Annotated in this window: 17 protein-coding genes; 5 read left to right on the top strand and 12 right to left on the bottom strand. The window is 55.2% G+C overall.

Going from position 1 to position 19,226, the window contains the following annotated elements:
* The 3 genes from gshB to ruvX all read left to right on the top strand — a co-directional run bounded on the left by gshB (nt 1) and on the right by ruvX (nt 2,045).
* The gene (gene gshB / locus ABRZ26_RS13900; RefSeq protein ID WP_319604733.1) at nt 1-960 is read left to right on the top strand and encodes a glutathione synthase; all 960 of its coding nucleotides are present in this window, start codon (nt 1-3) and stop codon (nt 958-960) included.
* A 99-nt stretch (nt 961-1,059) separates the two neighbouring features.
* Nucleotides 1,060-1,623, top strand: coding sequence for a YqgE/AlgH family protein (locus ABRZ26_RS13905; RefSeq protein WP_319604734.1), 564 nt, complete (start codon nt 1,060-1,062; stop codon nt 1,621-1,623).
* Nucleotides 1,623-2,045, top strand: coding sequence for a Holliday junction resolvase RuvX (gene ruvX, locus ABRZ26_RS13910; RefSeq protein WP_319604735.1), 423 nt, complete (start codon nt 1,623-1,625; stop codon nt 2,043-2,045). Before ABRZ26_RS13905 ends, ruvX begins: the two co-directional genes overlap by 1 nt.
* A gap of 73 nt (nt 2,046-2,118) precedes the next feature.
* Here the strand turns inward: ruvX and fbp are convergent, their stop codons facing one another.
* A complete protein-coding gene (fbp, locus tag ABRZ26_RS13915) occupies nt 2,119-3,123 on the bottom strand; it encodes a class 1 fructose-bisphosphatase (protein ID WP_319604736.1) in 1,005 nt (334 codons plus the stop codon).
* A gap of 168 nt (nt 3,124-3,291) precedes the next feature.
* On the opposite strand from fbp, the gene mpl reads away from it, so the two are divergent.
* Entirely contained in the window at nt 3,292-4,677 is a 1,386-nt protein-coding gene (gene mpl / locus ABRZ26_RS13920) for a UDP-N-acetylmuramate:L-alanyl-gamma-D-glutamyl-meso-diaminopimelate ligase (RefSeq protein WP_319604737.1), read from the top strand.
* Nucleotides 4,678-4,721: 44 nt separating this feature from the next.
* On the opposite strand, the gene ABRZ26_RS13925 is transcribed toward mpl, so the two are convergent.
* The 11 genes from ABRZ26_RS13925 to nnr all read right to left on the bottom strand — a co-directional run bounded on the left by ABRZ26_RS13925 (nt 4,722) and on the right by nnr (nt 17,137).
* Complete coding sequence (locus ABRZ26_RS13925) at nt 4,722-6,020, bottom strand: adenylosuccinate synthase (protein ID WP_319604738.1); 1,299 nt, start codon at nt 6,018-6,020, stop codon at nt 4,722-4,724.
* A gap of 100 nt (nt 6,021-6,120) precedes the next feature.
* The gene (locus tag ABRZ26_RS13930) at nt 6,121-6,321 is read right to left on the bottom strand and encodes a DUF2065 domain-containing protein (RefSeq protein WP_009111325.1); all 201 of its coding nucleotides are present in this window, start codon (nt 6,319-6,321) and stop codon (nt 6,121-6,123) included.
* 97 nt (nt 6,322-6,418) lie between these two features.
* Nucleotides 6,419-7,408, bottom strand: coding sequence for a protease modulator HflC (hflC, locus tag ABRZ26_RS13935; protein ID WP_319604739.1), 990 nt, complete (start codon nt 7,406-7,408; stop codon nt 6,419-6,421).
* A gap of 3 nt (nt 7,409-7,411) precedes the next feature.
* Complete coding sequence (gene hflK, locus ABRZ26_RS13940) at nt 7,412-8,677, bottom strand: FtsH protease activity modulator HflK (protein ID WP_319604740.1); 1,266 nt, start codon at nt 8,675-8,677, stop codon at nt 7,412-7,414.
* Nucleotides 8,678-8,766: 89 nt separating this feature from the next.
* Entirely contained in the window at nt 8,767-10,047 is a 1,281-nt protein-coding gene (gene hflX, locus ABRZ26_RS13945) for a ribosome rescue GTPase HflX (RefSeq protein ID WP_319604741.1), read from the bottom strand.
* Nucleotides 10,048-10,139: 92 nt separating this feature from the next.
* A complete protein-coding gene (hfq, locus tag ABRZ26_RS13950; protein WP_048637380.1) occupies nt 10,140-10,436 on the bottom strand; it encodes an RNA chaperone Hfq in 297 nt (98 codons plus the stop codon).
* Nucleotides 10,437-10,549: 113 nt separating this feature from the next.
* Nucleotides 10,550-11,491 carry a tRNA (adenosine(37)-N6)-dimethylallyltransferase MiaA gene (gene miaA, locus ABRZ26_RS13955; RefSeq protein WP_319604742.1) on the bottom strand — a complete coding sequence of 314 codons (942 nt, stop codon included), beginning with the start codon at nt 11,489-11,491 and terminating at the stop codon, nt 10,550-10,552.
* Nucleotides 11,484-13,406 (bottom strand): DNA mismatch repair endonuclease MutL, encoded by a 1,923-nt coding sequence (gene mutL / locus ABRZ26_RS13960; protein ID WP_319604743.1) that lies wholly within the window; start codon nt 13,404-13,406, stop codon nt 11,484-11,486. The genes miaA and mutL overlap by 8 nt, the downstream gene beginning before the upstream one ends.
* A 49-nt stretch (nt 13,407-13,455) precedes the next feature.
* Nucleotides 13,456-15,132, bottom strand: a complete 1,677-nt coding sequence (amiB, locus tag ABRZ26_RS13965; RefSeq protein ID WP_319604744.1) for an N-acetylmuramoyl-L-alanine amidase AmiB — start codon at nt 15,130-15,132, stop codon at nt 13,456-13,458.
* Complete coding sequence (tsaE, locus tag ABRZ26_RS13970; RefSeq protein WP_319604745.1) at nt 15,129-15,611, bottom strand: tRNA (adenosine(37)-N6)-threonylcarbamoyltransferase complex ATPase subunit type 1 TsaE; 483 nt, start codon at nt 15,609-15,611, stop codon at nt 15,129-15,131. The genes amiB and tsaE overlap by 4 nt, the downstream gene beginning before the upstream one ends.
* Nucleotides 15,608-17,137 (bottom strand): bifunctional ADP-dependent NAD(P)H-hydrate dehydratase/NAD(P)H-hydrate epimerase, encoded by a 1,530-nt coding sequence (nnr, locus tag ABRZ26_RS13975; protein ID WP_319604746.1) that lies wholly within the window; start codon nt 17,135-17,137, stop codon nt 15,608-15,610. The genes tsaE and nnr overlap by 4 nt, the downstream gene beginning before the upstream one ends.
* A gap of 144 nt (nt 17,138-17,281) precedes the next feature.
* On the opposite strand from nnr, the gene queG reads away from it, so the two are divergent.
* Nucleotides 17,282-18,421, top strand: coding sequence for a tRNA epoxyqueuosine(34) reductase QueG (gene queG / locus ABRZ26_RS13980; protein WP_319604747.1), 1,140 nt, complete (start codon nt 17,282-17,284; stop codon nt 18,419-18,421).
* Nucleotides 18,422-19,226 lie beyond the last annotated feature (805 nt).

The following is a 19,226-nucleotide window of genomic DNA, read 5'->3' on the forward strand; positions in this document are numbered from 1 at the left end:
ATGATCAAACTCGGTATCGTGATGGATCCGATTGACGCCATCAATATCAAGAAAGACACCAGTTTCGCCATGCTGCTGGAAGCACAGCGTCGTGGCTGGGAATTGCATTACATGGAGATGAACGATCTCTATCTGCATGCCGGCGTGGCCCGCGCCACCACCCGTCGTCTGAACGTACAGTACGACTATGATGGCTGGTATGATTTCTCCGGCGAACAGGATATCGCGCTGGAAGAGCTGGATGTCATTTTGATGCGTAAGGATCCGCCGTTCGATACGGAATTCATTTACGCCACCTACATCCTGGAACGCGCGGAAGAGAAAGGCACGCTGATCGTCAATAAACCGCAGAGCCTGCGTGATTGCAACGAAAAACTCTTCACCGCCTGGTTCGCGCATCTGACGCCGGATACCCTGGTCACCCGGAGCGCGGATAAGCTGCGTCAGTTCCATCAGAAGCATGGCGATGTCATCCTGAAGCCGCTGGACGGCATGGGGGGAACCTCTATTTTCCGTCTGAAACAGGATGACGCCAACGTTTCCGTTATCATTGAAACATTGACCGAACATGCCAGCCGTTACTGCATGGCGCAAAACTATCTGCCGGCGATTAAAGAAGGCGATAAACGCGTGTTGGTCGTTGACGGAGAACCCGTTCCTTACTGCCTGGCCCGTATTCCCAAAAGCGGCGAAACGCGCGGCAATCTGGCGGCGGGAGGACGAGGAGAAGCCCGTCCGCTAAGCGACAGCGACTGGCAGATCGCCAATGAAATCGCCCCCACCTTGAAGCAGAAAGGCCTGATCTTTGTGGGTCTGGATATCATCGGCGATCGTCTGACTGAAATTAACGTTACCAGCCCGACCTGCGTACGTGAGATTGAAGCGGCCTATCCGGATATCTCCATCACCGGCATGCTTATGGATGCGATTAAAAAACGTCTGGCTGCGCGTAACAGCTAATGCGTTCCTGGCGATATCTTCAGCCGGAATGCATGAACGCCCGGCTCGTACTGTGTTGACGAGCCGATCATCAAACGCCGACAAAGATCGATAGCACAAATGAATTTACAGCATCACTTTCTCATCGCCATGCCAGCACTCCAGGATCCGGTATTTAAGCGTTCGGTGGTCTATATCTGCGAACATAATGAAGACGGCGCCATGGGGTTGATCATCAACAAACCCATGGAGCAGTTTACCGTGGAGAACGTGCTGAAGAAGCTAAAGATAAACCCAACGCCGCGCGATCCCGCAATCAGCCTGGACAAACCGGTTTTTTCCGGCGGACCGCTGGCCGACGATCGTGGGTTTATCCTGCATACCCCTTGCGACGGTTTTGGCTCCAGCATCAGTATTTCCGAGGACACCATGATCACCACCTCGAAAGACGTACTGGAGACGTTGGGCACCGCGAATCAACCGGAAAACATGCTGGTGGCGCTGGGCTATTCCGCCTGGGAAGAAGGCCAGCTTGAAAACGAGCTGCTGGACAATGCCTGGCTGACTTCGCCGGCGGATAAAGAGATTCTGTTTCATACGCCGATTGCCGAACGCTGGCGGGCGGCGGCCAAAAAACTGGGCGTGGATATCCATAATATCGCCACTGAAGCAGGTCACGCCTGATGGCAAGCCGCACCATTCTTGCCTTTGATTTCGGCACCAAAAGCATTGGCGTCGCTATCGGCCAGGAAATAACCCGGACGGCGCGTCCGCTGACGTCGTTCAAGGCGCAAGAGGGAATACCTGACTGGCAAAAAGTAGAAAAAGTGCTGTCCGAGTGGCAACCGGCGCTGGTCGTGGTGGGACTGCCGCTAAACATGGATGGAACGGAACAGCCGCTCACCGCCAGAGCGCGGAAATTCGCCAACCGTCTGCACGGCCGCTTTGGCGTGCAAATCGCGCTGCATGACGAACGTCTGAGCACGGTGGAAGCCCGGGCCGATCTGTTTGAGCACGGCGGATTTCGAGCGCTGGATAAAGGCAGCGTCGACGCGGCATCCGCCGTGATTATTCTGGAAAGCTGGTTTGAAGGACAAAATCAGTGAGGGAATGCGGATAATCAGCGCGCCTCCGTCTGCGAGGCGCGCTGCCGTATGATTCAAGCCGCCAAATTAGCGCTTACTCATCCGGGTATTCGCGGATAAAGCGCTCAACGTCATTGACCATCGACTCCGTTCCCACAAAAAAAGGCGAACGCTGGTGCAACTTATCCGGAATAATATCCAGAATACGGCGTTCACCGTCGCTGGCTTTCCCCCCCGCCTGCTCCGCCAGAAACGCCATCGGGTTGCATTCGTACAACAGACGCAGTTTGCCTTGCGGATAACTGGCGGTGCTTGGATAGAGATAAATACCGCCTTTCAACAGGTTACGGTGAAAATCCGCAACCAGTGAACCAATATAGCGCGAGGTATAGGGGCGCAGCGTCGCTTCGTCCTGTTCCTGACAGTATTTGATGTATTTCTTCACCCCCAGAGGAAATTTAATGTAATTCCCTTCGTTGATGGAGTACATATTCCCTTTTTCCGGGAAGTGAACCTTTTCATGAGACAGGCAGAACACGCCGAGGGAGGGATCGTAGGTAAAAGCATGCACGCCGTGTCCGGTGGTATACACCAGCATGGTGGAGGAGCCATAAACGATATAGCCGGCGGCAACCTGCTTGTTGCCCGGTTGCAGGAAATCATCCTCGGTTACCGGAACCCCCAAGGGCGTGATGCGGCGGTAAATAGAGAATATCGTGCCGACGGATACGTTTACATCAATGTTGGAAGAGCCGTCCAGCGGATCCATCAACACCACATATTTGGCGTTTTCAGCCCGCTCGCCGTCAAAAATAACTATTTCATCCTCTTCTTCAGAGGCTATCCCGGCGACTTCGCCCCGCGCTTTTAACGCGGCTTTCAACTTTTCATTGGCATACAGATCAAGCTTCATCTGTACTTCGCCCTGAATATTGGAAATGCCGCTGGTACCCAAAATATCAACCAGGCCCGCCTTGTTAATATCACGATGGATAATTTTAGCACCCAGTTTGATCGCAGAGAGCAGCGCGGTAAGCTCACCGGTGGCATGAGAGAAATCGTGCTGTTTTTCGACGATAAATTCGCCTAACGTTTTCATAACACTATTCCAGAGTCTACGGATGAAAAGCGGTTTCATTTAAAAACCGCCAGCGTATTCGATTGCAGTGTAGCCCAAAGAGAAAGTGAGTACCTAGTCAAATCCATTTCTTATGACGGTTTCATGGGGTTAGAATGTGCGCAGACTCACTGTATAGATGGAAACTGTATGCGTATTCACATTTTAGGCATCTGCGGCACCTTTATGGGCGGCCTGGCGCTGTTGGCCCGCTCGCTGGGGCATGAGGTTACCGGCTCCGATGCAAACGTTTACCCGCCCATGAGTACCTTACTGGAAGAACAGGGAATCACGCTGATGCAAGGGTACGACCCGGCTCAACTCGATCCCGCGCCCGATCTGGTTATCGTGGGCAATGCGATGACGCGCGGCAATCCTTGCGTTGAAGCCATTCTGGAACAAGGGTTAGCTTATACTTCCGGCCCGCAATGGCTGCATGATTATGTGTTGCGCGATCGCTGGGTCATCGCGGTAGCCGGCACCCACGGCAAAACCACGACGGCGGGCATGGTCGCCTGGATCCTGGAAGATTGCGGGTATCAGCCGGGATTCGTGATTGGCGGCGTGCCGGGCAACTTTACCGTCTCGGCGCGTTTAGGCGACAGCCCGTTTATGGTGATTGAAGCAGATGAATATGACTGCGCCTTTTTCGATAAGCGTTCAAAATTCGTCCACTATTGCCCGCGCACGCTGATTCTCAACAATCTTGAATTCGATCATGCCGACATCTTTGATGACCTGAAAGCTATTCAAAAACAGTTCCATCACCTGGTGCGTTTGGTTCCCGGCAGCGGGAAAATCATCCTGCCCGCCAATGATATTCATCTCAAGCAGACGATGGCGATGGGATGTTGGAGCCAGCAAGAACTGGTTGGCGAAGACGGCGTCTGGCACGCGAAAAAAGTCTCGACGGACGCCAGCGAATATCAGGTTTACCTGAATGGCGAAGTGGTTGGCGAAGTACACTGGAGCCTGGTAGGCGAACACAATATGCATAACGGACTGATGGCGATTGCCGCGGCGCACCACGTTGGCGTACTGCCTGCCGATGCCTGCCGCGCATTGGGCGGTTTCGTTAATGCCCGCCGTCGGCTTGAGCTACGCGGTACGGCGCATGGCGTGAATGTATATGATGATTTCGCCCATCATCCTACGGCGATACTGGCGACATTGGCCGCGCTACGCGGCAAGGTCGGAGGAACGGCCCGCATTCTGGCGGTGCTTGAACCACGTTCCAACACCATGAAGATGGGCGTATGTAAAAACGAACTTGCTCCGGCGCTCGGTCGCGCCGATGAAGTGTTTCTATTTCAGCCCCAGCATATTCCCTGGCAGGTGGCCGAAGTGGCCGAATCCTGCGTGCAGCCTGCGCACTGGAGCGCCGACATCGATACGCTGGTTGATATGATCGCAAAAGCCGCGCTACCGGGCGATCACATATTGGTGATGAGTAACGGCGGGTTCAGTAATATCCATAATAAGCTGCTGGATGCATTGAATAAAAAGGCGATGGCGGAACTTACGGCGGATAAATAGAGGGGCAGCAAAAAGGACGGGTCAACCCGTCCTTCGTCAACTAATCAGGCGTCAAACGGATCGCGCAGGATCATCGTTTCGTCGCGATCCGGACCGGTAGAAATAATATCTACCGGCACGCCGGTCACTTCTTCCACACGCTTAATGTAGTTCAGCGCCGCCTGCGGCAATTTACTGTGATCTTTCACGCCGAAGGTGCTTTCAGACCAGCCGGGCAGGGTTTCATAAATCGGCTCAATACCTTCCCAGCCATCGGCGGCCAGCGGCGTGGTATCCACTTCGCGGCCATCTGGCATGCGGTAGCCGACGCAGAGTTTGACTTCTTTCAGACCGTCCAGCACATCCAGTTTAGTCATGCAGAAACCAGACAGGGAGTTGATCTGAACCGCACGGCGAACCGCGACGGCATCCAGCCAGCCGGTACGACGACGACGACCGGTAGTCGCGCCGAATTCATTGCCTTTCTCGGTAAGGTAGTCGCCGACATCATCAAACAGCTCGGTCGGGAACGGACCCGCGCCGACGCGCGTGGAGTAAGCTTTGACAATACCCAGAACGTAATCGACATAGCGGGGTCCCAGACCGGAACCTGTCGCCACGCCGCCGGCGGTGGTGTTCGAAGAGGTCACATACGGATAGGTACCGTGGTCGATGTCCAGCAGCGTACCCTGAGCGCCTTCAAACATGACGAACTCGCCGCGCTGATGGGCTTTATACAGCAGATCGGATACGTCGACCACCATACCGGTCAGGATATCGGCGATCGCCAATACCTCGTCCAGCACTTTCTGGTAGTCAACCGCTTCGACTTTGTAATAGTTAACCAGTTGGAAATTATGGTATTCAACGATCTCTTTCAACTTAACGGCAAACGCCTGTTTATCGAACAGATCGCCGACACGCAGCCCGCGACGAGCCACCTTATCCTCGTAGGCCGGACCGATGCCGCGCCCCGTCGTGCCGATTGCCTTGGCGCCGCGCGCTTTTTCGCGCGCGTTGTCCAATGCGACATGATAAGGAAGAATCAGCGGACAAGCTTCAGACAACAGCAGACGTTCGCGTACCGGGACGCCGCGCGCTTCAAGATCCGTCATTTCCTTCATCAAGGCATCAGGCGCCAGCACCACACCGTTACCGATGATGCTGATGACATTCTCACGCAGAATACCCGAGGGAATTAAATGAAGAACGGTTTTTTCACCGTTAATAACCAGAGTATGGCCCGCATTGTGGCCACCTTGGTAGCGCACAACATATTTAGCCCGTTCAGTCAGCAGGTCAACGACCTTGCCTTTACCTTCGTCACCCCATTGGGTGCCCAGTACGACGACGTTCTTACCCATCTCAAGAATCACCAGGTTGCTTAAAAAAAGATTCTAACATCTCATTTGCTCGCTTTCAGTACTTTTTAGCGCCGGTTTGCGCACATTTTTAAGATAAAGACTAGCCGCCCATGCGGCTACGCAACATATAGTAGACAACGCATCCGGCAACCACTATTCCACCGCCGAAACGCCGTAATGTATTATCCGGCAACTGCGCCATCGCCAAAATCATACGCCGCCAGATGCGGGGAAACAGCAAGGGACCCAGCCCTTCGATAATCAATACCAATCCCAAAGCCATCCAAACGGTTGCATTCATAAACACTCCAAATTGCCTGTCAGATTTTCAACGTCGCTTGCAGCGACACGAAAAAAAGCCCGTATTCACGGGCTTTAAGCAAGTCATCGCGGAAACATTAACGGCGAAGCGTCGTTTCCGGCGATTTCATATAGCGGAAGAAATCACTGTCCGGACTCAGCACCATCACGTCCTGATTAGAGCTGAAGCTGCTTTCATAGGCGCGCAGGCTACGAATGAAGGAGTAGAAATCAGGATCTTCGCTGAAGGCCTGGGCAAACAGTTTCGCGGCTTCCGCATCGCCTTCACCACGGGAAATACGCCCCTGACGCTCGGCTTCCGCCAGCGTACGGGTCACCTCGTAGTCCGCCGTCGCCTTTAACTTCTCAGCCTCTTCCTGGCCTTGCGAACGGTGACGACGCGCTACCGCTTCACGCTCTGCGCGCATACGCTGGTAGATGGCGTCGGACACTTCGGTCGGCAGGTTAATCTGCTTAATCCGCACGTCAATCACTTCAATCCCCAACGCCGCCATACTGTTCGGGTTGATATGGGGTTGAGTGCCGGTGGTTTCCTGCTCAACACGCGCCGCGGCTGAAGCAATGGCGTTATCCGCTTCGGTTGTCTCGCCGGTGCCGGTGTTCAACGCCTCACGCACGTCGGTCATCAACTGACCACGCGAATCGGTAACGATGCCTTTTAAATCCAGACGGCCGATCTCTGAACGCAAACGGTCGCTGAATTTACGTTTCAACAGCACTTCCGCCTGAGAAACATCGCCGCCGCCGGTCGCCAGATAATAACGACTGAAATCGCTGATGCGCCATTTGATATAGGAATCAATGATCAGGTCTTTCTGCTCTTTGGTAATAAAGCGGTCAGCCTGATTCTCCATGGTCTGGATACGCGCATCCAGCATCTTCACTGAATCAATAAACGGAATTTTAAACTGCAATCCCGGCGCATAAATCAGCGGTTTGTTTTCATCATCGCGCAATACTTTGCCGAAGCGCATCACGATGCCGCGCTGGCCTTCCTGCACCACGAACAGTGACGCATAGACCACCATCAGTACCAGGATCAGGATAATTAGTAAGGGTTTACGCATCGATTATTCTCTCCCTACTCGAGTGAGGTCATCACGTTGCGCATTGGCTCTGCGCTGATCCATGATATTTCCATTGTTGCTGCTGCGCGTCTGGCCGCTGCTCGCGCCGCTATTGCCGGACGTGGCGGGCAAACGCAGCGGATTGGCGCTGCCGGCGCCTGACGTATTCTCGCCGCCGCCGGAGGAACCGCCGCGCAGCATCTGATCCAACGGCAGTACCATCAGGTTGCCGCCTTTGTCGTTAACCAGCACCTTGCGGGTATGGCTGAGAACGCGCTCCATCGTCTCGATATACAGACGCTCGCGCGTAATCTCAGGCGCGGCTTTATATTCCGGCAAGACTCTGGCGAAACGGGCCACTTCACCCTGCGCCTCCAGAACGGTACGGGTTTTATAAGCGCGAGCCTCTTCCAGAATACGCTGCGCCTGACCGTTGGCGCGCGGCTGAACCTCGTTGGCGTAGGCTTCCGCTTCACGAATGTATTGCTGCTCGTTTTCACGGGCGGCAATGGCGTCGTCAAACGCCGCCTTCACCTCTTCCGGCGGACGCGCCGCCTGGAAGTTGACGTCCAGCAGGGTGATGCCCATGTTGTACGGACGCACCGTTTCTTCCAGCACGCGCTGCGTATCGGTACGCACGATGGTTCGACCCTCGGTCAGGATCTTATCCATGGTGTATTTACCGATCACGCCGCGCAGAGCGCTGTCCGTCGCCTGACGCAGGCTGTCATCCGCATTGGTCACGCTGAACAGATAACGTTCCGGTTCCGTTACGCGATACTGGACGTTCATTTCGACGCGCACCACGTTCTCGTCCGAGGTCAGCATCACGCCGGAGGTCGCCAGTTCGCGCACGGATTCCACGTTCACGGCTCTGACGGAGTCGATAAACGTCGGTTTCCAGTTCAGGCCGGGCTCAACCTGATGGCTGAACTTGCCAAAGCGCGTCACCACGCCGCGTTCCGCTTCTTTGATGGTATAGAAACCGCTGGCGGCCCAGATGACGACGGCCGCAACCGCGACAATACCGACAACCCGGCCGCCCAGACCGGAACCGCCGGAAGTTCCGCCGCTGCTGGAACCAGAGCCTTTTCCGCCCCCCAGATCGCTGAGTTTTTTACTCAGTTTCCGGAAGATATCGTCCAAATCTGGTGGCCCCTGATCTCGGCCACCTTTATTATTATTTCCGCCAGAGTTGCCGCTATTGTTATTGCTGCTCCCCCACGGGTCGCGGTCCTGTCCGTTATTACCGGGCTGATTCCACGCCATGTTTTAGCTCCATTCTTTATGATAGGTGTTCTTCAGGTTCAATATCCCAGAGTCCATCAGACTATTTCGCCGTTTAGACAATTTGCCGGTCAGACAATATAGTCCGTCAGTTCCTGCTCTTGTTTACAGAGACGACGCCAATCGGCAATCGGCATACGAATCACCAAACCGATATGTCCGTCATCTTCAATCCATTCTTTTTCTATTGCCTGAAGCTGGTAGAAACGGCTGCGCAACCGTCCGGCCTGAGGGGGAAGGCTCAATGCGTATTGGGCGATTTCCCCGGATAGCCGTTCAGTCAGCGCTTGAAATAGCAACGGAATGCCTTCACCGGTTTGTGCAGAAACCCAAACTCTGACCGGTAAATTTTCTTCGTTGCGATCGATACGCGGCGCGAAACCTTCCAGCATATCGATTTTGTTCATTACCAACAGCACGGGAACTTCGTCGGCTTCGATTTCCGCCAACACGGCGTCTACCGCGTCGATATTCTCGTCGAGACGAGGATCGGCGGCGTCCACAACATGCAACAACAGAGAAGCCTGACGCGTTTCCTGTAATGTAGCCTTAAACGCAGCCACCAAATCGTGCGGTAACTGCCGGATAAAACCTACGGTATCCGCCAACACCGTATCACCGACATCAGCAACCTCAATCCGGCGCAATGTTGGATCCAATGTGGCAAATAGTTGATCGGCGGCATACACGTCCGCCGACGTTATCTTGTTAAACAGCGTGGATTTCCCGGCATTGGTATACCCCACCAGGGAAACCGTCGGCACATCCGCGCGAACGCGCGACCGGCGCCCCTGTTCGCGCTGTTTCTCCACCCGTTCAAGGCGGGATAAAATCTGGCTGATGCGATTACGCAGCAAACGACGGTCGGTTTCAAGCTGGGTTTCCCCCGGGCCGCGCAAACCGATGCCCCCTTTTTGCCGCTCAAGGTGAGTCCAGCCGCGAACCAACCGGGTGGCAAGGTGACGCAATTGCGCCAGCTCTACCTGCAACTTACCTTCGTGGGTACGCGCGCGCTGAGCGAAAATATCCAGAATCAGCCCGGTGCGGTCAATCACGCGGCATTCGCACAAACGCTCCAGATTACGTTCCTGGGCAGGCGTCAGCGCGTGGTCAAACAGCACCACAAAAGCGTCGGTATCTTTTACCGCCTGAGCAATTTCTTCGGCTTTGCCTTCGCCAACAAAATACTTGGGATGAGGTGCCTTACGGCTGCCGGTAATTACCTGCAACGATTCAATTCCGGCAGAAGAGACCAGAGACTCAAACTCCAGCAGATCTTCTGTATCTTTATCTTGCGAGAAGTAAATATGAACAAGTATGGCCCGTTCACCGGCTTCATAACGGTCAAACAAGCGAGTAACCTCTCAAACGATCAAAAAACACCAGGGCGAGGGATAGGTATAATGGTTTCTTCCCCCCCGCCTTGGTGAATTGACAATACGCCTTATTCAGCGTCATCACTTTCCTGCGGCTGTTGCTGCCCAGCCGGATTGCTACCATGATAGTTGCTGGTGCCTGGATTATTACTGTGATGAGACACCGGACGAGATGGAACAACTGTAGAAATGGCGTGCTTATACACCATCTGGCTAACCGTATTTTTTAACAAAATGACAAACTGATCGAAAGATTCAATCTGGCCTTGCAGCTTAATACCATTCACCAAATAAATCGAAACCGGAACACGTTCGCGACGCAATGCGTTCAGGAACGGATCTTGCAAAGATTGCCCCTTAGCCATTCTATATTTTCCTTATTTGTATGTTGTTTGTAACAAAGAACCCCTAGGGTCCTAAAATAACGATGTAAAAAATTTATGCGCTGAGACTCACCAATTGTACACAATCACCCAACCTATGCACTAACAACCTGTATTACCTTGTCCAACGCCGCCTGCGGCTTTTCACTGTCCAGCCAACAGACGTCGTCCCAACCGCGTAACCAGGTCATTTGCCGCTTGGCCAACTGACGTGTCGCACAAATTCCCCGATAAACCATCTCATCGTAATCAATTTCGCCCGATAAATATGACCACATCTGGCGATAACCGACACAACGAATGGAAGGCAAGTCCTTATGCAAATCATGTCGGGCAAAAAGAACCCGCGCTTCCGCCTCAAAACCCGCCGTTAACATCTGATGGAAACGCAGCTCAATACGCTGATGCAGCAATTCGCGTGTTGCCGGAGCAATAGCAAACTGATGAACGTTATAAGGCAACGCCTCTCCAGTCGTTTTTGTCAGTTCAGTTAAAGTGTTACCTGAAACGAAAAAAACTTCCAGTGCCCGCGAGAGTCTCTGCGGATCATTTGGATGAATCCGAGTCGCGGCCACCGGATCGATCTCGCACAACTGTCGATGCATCGCTTCCCAGCCGATTTCTTGCGCCTGCGCTTCAATACGCTGGCGAACCGCCGCATCGGCGGACGGCAGGGGCGACAGTCCTTCAAGCAGGGCTTTAAAATACAGCATCGTTCCCCCCACCAGCAGGGGGATCCGTCCGGCGGCGCTGATATCCGCCATTTCCCGCAGGGCATCCCGCCGGAAATCGGCCGCCGAATAGGCTTGCGCCGGGTCGAGAATATCGATCAGACGATGCGGCGCCTCGGTCAGTTCATCCGCGCTCGGCTTGGCGGTGCCGATATCCATGCCCTTATAAATAAGGGCGGAGTCGACGCTAATCAACTCCACCGGCAAATATCGACGTAACGCCATTGCCAGCGCTGTTTTCCCCGACGCCGTCGGCCCCATGATAAAAATCGCGGGCGGATGCGGCGTCTTTGCAAAATCACTCATGCTTCAGAGCCTTGATGGCAATATTGATATCCATCTTATATAAAAGTTCAATCGGCGGCGCCGTTGCCAGCTGTGGGCAAAGGCGCTCTACATCCGTTAATAGTTGTATCGCCTGAGCATGACTCCAGCTTTGCTGTTCGCTGCTCAGGCGGGCGGCCATCCATGCGGCCAAAATGTTCGGCTCTACCGTTTCACGATCGGCCAGATAGCCTACCAGTTCAGAGATCAAGTTTTGTAAATTTTGTTGGCGCAATGGTAAAGGTACCGCTCGTAACGTTGCACGCTGTGACTCGACATGAATATCGACGCCAAAAAGCGCCAGTAACGGCTGAAATCTTGCCAATACAGAGAGTTCGGATTTACTCAGCGTCAGGCGCTGGGGAATCAGCAGCGGCTGCGGACGCAATCCGCTTTCAGGCGGCGTCAGCTGCACCTGCTTCAGATAACGCTCCGCGACGGGTAATGAAAGCAACGCCAGCCCTTTGCGGTACTCCAGCAGGGCATAACAGGGCGGATAGACGGTCAACACCCGGCCGAAGCCGCTTACATTGCTCTCCAGCGGCGATTCCGCGATAGCGGCGGATTTCGCCGCGTCGGCGCCTTGCGTAGCGACAGGCGCCGACGGCGAAGGGATAACCTCCGTTTCCGCCGCCGGCGGCCGGGCGGCGTCTTCCGCTACCTCATTCGGTTGCAGCAACTTACGGTACAGCTCGCCCTGTTTTTTCTGATAGGTTGGGCCGGCCGGATAGCCCGGATGTTGCGTCTCGCGAGCATTGCCTGAGCGTTGCCCGCCGCTTTTCGCCGCCGCAGGCGCGGCTGGCCGGGCAAAATGGTTTTCTCCGGCCGCCGTACGGTTTTCCTGCTGCCACTGTATCGGCTGTTCGCTTCCCGGCTCCAGCAGCGCCAACCCCGGCGCGGACACCTGCTGCAATACCGTCATGACCGCCTGATAAATAAAATCATGCACCAGACGCGCCTGATGAAAGCGGACTTCATGCTTGGCCGGATGCACATTCACATCAACCTGATGCGGATCGATCTCCAGATAGAGGACATAGGCGGGCTGCTGATCGTCTTTAAGCTGATCCTGATAAGCCTGGCGAATCGCATGATTGATCAAGCGATCGCGCATCATACGTTGGTTAACGTAACAATATTGCATTTCGGGCAACTGCTTCGCCCCGGAAGGATCGGCCACCCAGCCGTGAATAGTCAGATCGTCATGCTGCCACGACACCGCCAGCGCATGCTGTAAAAACGCGCTGCCGCAAATGCTGCCCAACCGACGTTCATGCTGAGAAGGCTCGGTCGCCGGTCGATATTGCCGGATCAGCTTGCCGTTGTGATGCAACGTAATGGCGATATCAAAACGCGCCAGCGCAATGCGCCGCACCACCTCGTCAATATGGGTGAATTCGGTTTTTTCCGTGCGCATAAATTTACGCCGGGCGGGCGTATTGTAAAACAGATCAAGCACTTCCAGCGTGGTGCCGACAGGATGGGCGGCGGGCTTGACCGTAACCGCCATATCCCGCCCCTCGGCATAGGCTTGCCACGCTTCGGACTGCTGTGCGGTGCGGGAGGTCAGCGTCAGTCGGGAAACCGAGCTGATACTGGCCAGCGCTTCCCCGCGGAAGCCCATACTGACAATGGCTTCCAGATCGTCGAGCGTCGAAATTTTACTGGTCGCATGGCGCGCCAGCGCCAGCGTCAGCTCATCCTTGCTGATGCCGACGCCGTTGTCCCGGATGCGAATCAATTTGGCGCCGCCGCGCTCTATGTCAATATCAATACGGGTCGCGCCAGCATCCAGACTATTTTCCACCAACTCTTTTACGACCGAGGCCGGCCGCTCCACCACTTCGCCGGCGGCGATCTGGTTAGCCAATTGCGGTGGTAAAACCTGAATCGACATGGCATACCCTCTTACATTAACGGAATGAACATTCAGGATAACAATCCCTTCAGGCAGAAGGGATGAGCAACGTCTGGCCGAGTTGCACGGCGCCTGAATTCATATCATTTGCCCGCTGAATCTCTTTCATGCTGACGCCGTAACGGTCGGCAATCGCACTCAGCGTATCGCCGCGCACCACTTTATGTTTGACCACCGCGGCGGCTTTTTTGGCGCTGGCCGCTGTCGCCGTTTGTTTTACCCCGCTGGCCGGAATTCTCAAACGCTGACCAATCCACACAATATCTTTATTCAGCTTGTTGATATCCCGGATCGCCGACATGCTGACGCCGTAACGCGCGGCGATAGACGACAGCGTTTCGCCGCGCGCCACCGTATGGCGAATGCCGCCGCTGCTACCGGTCTTTTCCGCCGGCGTTGCCGCTCTGCTTGTCGCCGGCGGAACCGGGCGATCCTCCTGCTTTGGGGCGGCTTGCAAAGGGTGCGTCTGAAAATAGCTCTTCACCCCGCGATAAATCGCGTTGGCGATTTTTTCCTGGTAAGCATTGCTGCCCAGCAGACGCTCTTCCGCCACATTGCTGATAAACCCGGTTTCAACCAGCAGCGAAGGAATATCCGGCGAACGCAACACCCCCAGACTGGCATGTTCAGGCCGGGATTTGTGTAACCCGCCCACGCGCTGAAGTTCACGCAACACTTTGCTGGCGACGTCATAGCCGACGCGCTGGGAATGACCGAATTGCAGATCCAGCACCGCCTGACTTAAGTAAGGATCGGCGCTGTTGTTTGCCAGCAAATCGCCGGCGCCGCCCAGCAACTCCGACTGCTTCTCATGCTGTTCCAGCCAACCGGCCATTTCGCTGTTTGCCCGGCGATTGGATAGCACCCATACCGACGCGCCGGTGGCGCTGCGATTTGGCGCGGCATCCGCATGGATGGAGACCAGAATATTGGCGCCGTGTTTACGCGCCACGTCGGAGCGCCCCATCACCGACACAAAATAATCGCCGTTGCGCGTCAGTACCCCTTTGAACGCGGGATCGTTGCTCAGTAAAGCTTGCAGCTTACGGGCAATGGCGATGGTGACATCCTTTTCACGCAGCCCATTCAGACCGATGGCGCCGGGATCCTGACCGCCGTGTCCGGCATCGATGGCCACCACCACCGGTTCGTGGCTATCGTTACCGACGGCGCGCGCAGGCTTTCTGGCCGACGCATTGCTATTCACCACCAGGGTCGGCTGGTTATTGAACGGATTTTTCGCCGGTTGAGACTTCGCCGGCGGCTGTTGCTGCTCACGTCGCGCCGCCGGCGCGCTTTGCGTCGCCCTGGGATTGTCGCTGATCAGGGTAAAAACCACGGCGTATCCATTAGCCGTCTTCTGCGTTACCGCCCGGGTCTTGGCGGATTGCGTCAGATCCAGCACCAGACGTATGCTTTGCGCGTCCTGCGCATTACTGGTCCGGACCCGCTTAATCAGATTTTGCCCGCTGAATTCCAGCGGTAATCCCTGAATCAGCACGGACTGACGAATATCAATCACCACTCTGGCGGGATTGCTCAGCGGAAAGAATGCGTAGACGGGCTGACCGCTGAAGCTCAGGCTTACGGTTGCCTGTCGGGAGGCGTTATCCACTTTGATATCAGATAGATTGGCGGCCCAGACGGCGCTGGCGAACAGCATCAACCCCATCCAGACGAACGGCTTGATCATACGGCTCATCATCGCGCTGTTATCCCCAACTGATTCGCCGCCCGCAGCACAATCTCCTCTCCCCGAGGGGAAAGCGCCGACAGTTCGGCTTGCCGGCCCGGCTCCTGATAAAGCAAATGCAATGCCAGATCGGCAGCCGGTAAAATGCCTGCGCCTTGCTGGGGCCATTCGATCAGGCAAATGGCGTCCTGATCCAGATAATCACGGATCCCCATGAACTCAAGCTCCTCAGGATCGGCCAGACGGTAGAGATCGAAATGATAGACCGACAACGGCGAGAGGGCATAAGGCTCGACCAGGGTGTACGTCGGGCTCTTCACATTGCCCTGATGTCCCAGCGCCTGTAAAAAACCTCGGCTAAAGGTCGTCTTCCCTGCCCCAAGATCGCCATATAAATGCACGACGCAGGCGCTTTCACAGGCTTTAGCCAGCGCCGCGCCTAACGCGATGGTTGCTGCCTCATCCGGCAGAGGTAACGCAATTTTTTTCATTCTGTCTTTTCTAAGGGTATCGATTCGGGATTGACATATCGGGACAACACAGGCATCAGATCGGTTGCCAACATACCGCGGGTTCCGCGCCGTGCGGCCAGCCAGTCAGCCGATGCGCCGTGGACAACGCATCCCGCGCAGGCGGCATCATACAGCGAGAGCTTTTGCGCCAGCAAACCACCGATAATCCCGGACAACACATCGCCCATACCGCCCGTCGCCATACCGGGGTTGCCCACGTCGGCAATGGCCAATTGGCCCTGTTCGCCGGCAATGACTGTACCTGCACCTTTTAATACAACAACGCCACCATAACGTTTTACCAGTTTTTGCACTGCAAGTAAGCGATCACTTTCAATATCAGACACACGGCAGTTCAACAAACGGGCCGCCTCGCCAGGGTGCGGCGTCAGCACGCGATTCTGCCGTTTATGCGGATCGATTGCCAGCAGGTTAAGCGCGTCGGCGTCCCATAACATCGGTTTGTTACAATTTTCCGCCAGCCGCAGCGCATTTTTTCCCCACTCGTCCTGCCCGAGACCGGGTCCAATCGCCACGACATCGGCCCATTCCAGCCCCTGCCGCAAATTATCGGCGGTGAGTTCCCGCACCATCAGCTCCGGACGAACAGTCAGCAACGCCGATAAATACTCTTTGTGAGTGAGTACTCGCACCAGACCGGCGCCGCTGCGTAAGGCGGCTTCCCCTGCCATAAACACCGCCCCCCCCATGCCGTAATCGCCGCCCACGATCAACAAGCGTCCGTTATCGCCTTTGTGGACGTCCGGACGCCGCGGCTTCAGCCATTCCGTTAGCGATATCGCCGATAACCGCCGTATCGGCGCGGCTTGAGCGGCCATCCATTCGGATAATCCTAATGCGTTATAGTGCAATCGGCCGACGCAATCGCGGGCCTTGCCCGTTAACAACCCCGGTTTCAGGGCAATAAACGTGACCGTATGTTCGGCGTGAACGGCGTTGCCCGCACGCTGCCCGGTTTCAGCATTTAATCCGGAAGGAATATCAATCGCGACCACGGGGGCGGAATGCGCGTTTGCCTGGGTAATCAGTTCGTCATAAGGGGAGCGCGGCGCATTGGACAAGCCGGTTCCCAGCAAAGCATCAATAATCAGGTCGATATCATCCGGCCACGGCGCGTCGGCACGCTGGATCGTTCCGCCCTGATCCAGCCAGGCCTGACGCGCGGCGTGCGCCTCGGCCGGTAAATCACGGTCGCCCGTACAGGCAATGACATAAGGCGTGATGCCTGCGGCCTGCGCCAGACTGGCGACCACATAACCATCGCCGCCGTTGTTGCCATGCCCCGCCAGTATCAGCCAATGGTTGGCGGTTGGATAATATTGGCGGGCAATTTGAAAGGTTGCCTGTCCTGCCCGCCGCATCAGCTCATACAATGAAACCCCGCTCTCGCGAGCGGCGTTCGCCTCTTCACGACGCACCCACTGCGCCTGGAATACTGTTTGTGGAAGAGAAAAGTCAGATCCACAGGTTAAGCCGTCAGTCATCACGCCCCCTTATGGTTCAGCAGATCGTTCCAAGTTAGCAAGCTATGGGGGCAACCGCCATAGCTCACGCAAATTACCGCGCTATCGGTCTGTAAAGCGTAATGTGGTAAAATAACCCGCTCTCTCATCCCGTTACGGCTTGTCATGGTATACCCCTACGATCTCGGCGAATTGGCACAACTTATTAAGCAATGGGGGCTATCGCTGGGCTTCCAGCAGGTCGGCATCTGCGATACCGATTTATCCGCCGAGGAGCCTAAGCTGCAAGCCTGGCTGGACAAGCAATATCATGGCGAAATGGCCTGGATGGCGCGCCACGGCATGCTGCGCGCGCGTCCGCATGAGCTATTGCCCGGCACGCTGCGGGTGATCAGCGTGCGCATGAATTATTTGCCCGCGAAAGCGGCATTCGCCAGTACGCTAAAGAATCCCCGGCTAGGTTACGTCAGCCGCTATGCGCTGGGCCGCGACTATCACAAGTTGCTGCGCCAGCGGCTGAAAAAGCTCGGCGATCGAATCCAGGACTACTGCGGCGAACTGAATTTTCGCCCGTTCGTCGACTCAGCGCCGATTCTGGAACGGCCGCTCGCCGCTAAAGCCGGACTCGGCTGGATTGGTAAGCACTCACTTTTATTAAATCGGGAATCCGGTTCCTGGTTCTTTCTCGGCGAGCTGCTGATCGACCTGCCGTTGCCGGTAGACCAACCGCAGGAAGAACAGTGCGGCCGCTGTGTGGCCTGCATGACAACCTGCCCTACCGGCGCCATCGTCGAGCCGTACACGGTCGATGCCCGACGCTGCATTTCATATCTGACGATAGAGCTTGAAGGCGCGATCCCCGAGGAATTCCGCCCCCTGATGGGCAATCGTATCTATGGGTGCGACGACTGCCAGTTAATTTGCCCGTGGAATCGCTTCTCTCAATTAACGGACGAAACCGATTTTAGCCCGCGCGCGGCGCTGCATACCCCGGAATTACTCGATCTGTTCAGTTGGAGTGAAGAAAAATTTCTCCGCATTACGGAGGGTTCCGCCATTCGCCGTATCGGCCATTTGCGCTGGCTGCGTAATATCGCGGTAGCGCTGGGAAATGCGCCCTATCAGGCGCAGATTGTGCTGGCATTGCAAACCCGGCTGGGCGAAAGCGCACTGCTGGACGAACATATCCACTGGGCCATTGAGCAGCAGATGACGCGCCGTGCATTGCGGGAAATTGACGTGCAGCCGGCGCGGAAAAAAAGGTTGATTCGGGCGGTCGAGAAAGGATTGCCGCGTGATGCGTGAGCCATGACGTCCGGCGTTATCAACACGTCGTCCAGCCTGTGCATAAATATAAAAAGTCTTTCACAATCAACCGTCACAAAAAGTACAAGTGATTGCGATAACGTTTTATAAGTAATTTTTATCTATAAATATCAAAGAAATGGAAAAAACAGCGCCGTCAGCAAGATAGCGCGACGGGAAAAAGATCAACAGGCGGCCTGTGGATAAGTCTGTTCAAAAAATTATTATGTTTTGTATGGATTAATCAAAAAAATGCGTAACGACAGGCTGGAAAAGCCTCTCTGGGAAACGCCGCCGCAGGGGGGTGAACACCGTTAACATTTAACGCGTCAATCAATAGTATTTCCTTACGTCCGTGCAAAGAAAGGCCGGCATTATGAAGTCGCCGCCGTCCCTTGGCAACCCCTATCCCGTTATTTTTGCCGATAACGGCAAAAAAAAGCCCATCAAGCGTTGCTCGACGGGCCAGACACGGCAGACAGAATTTCAAATGTGGCAATGATAATGATGAAGTGGATGACCGACCACACCGACGCTATCTGGTCGATGCGATCAATATCAGTCAGACTGTTGACAAACCTATCCGCCTAACCTGAACGGTGAGAATGGGATAGAAGAGTAAAGCGTCCGCGCCAGGGACAAAGGCGTTGGGAACGCCTTTGAACGTCGCTTACGACGGCCCTGCAAGGGGGAATCTCATCCCTGAGATTCCTATTCGCGCGGCTCGAGCTTACAGGGAGGTACTTACCGCGTCTTTACGATCTATCCATTCTCACCGCTCGACGCACTTTGTCATCAAGCTCAG

The sequence above is a fragment of the Brenneria sp. L4-2C genome (genome assembly GCF_040240335.1).
Lineage (GTDB): Bacteria > Pseudomonadota > Gammaproteobacteria > Enterobacterales > Enterobacteriaceae > Brenneria.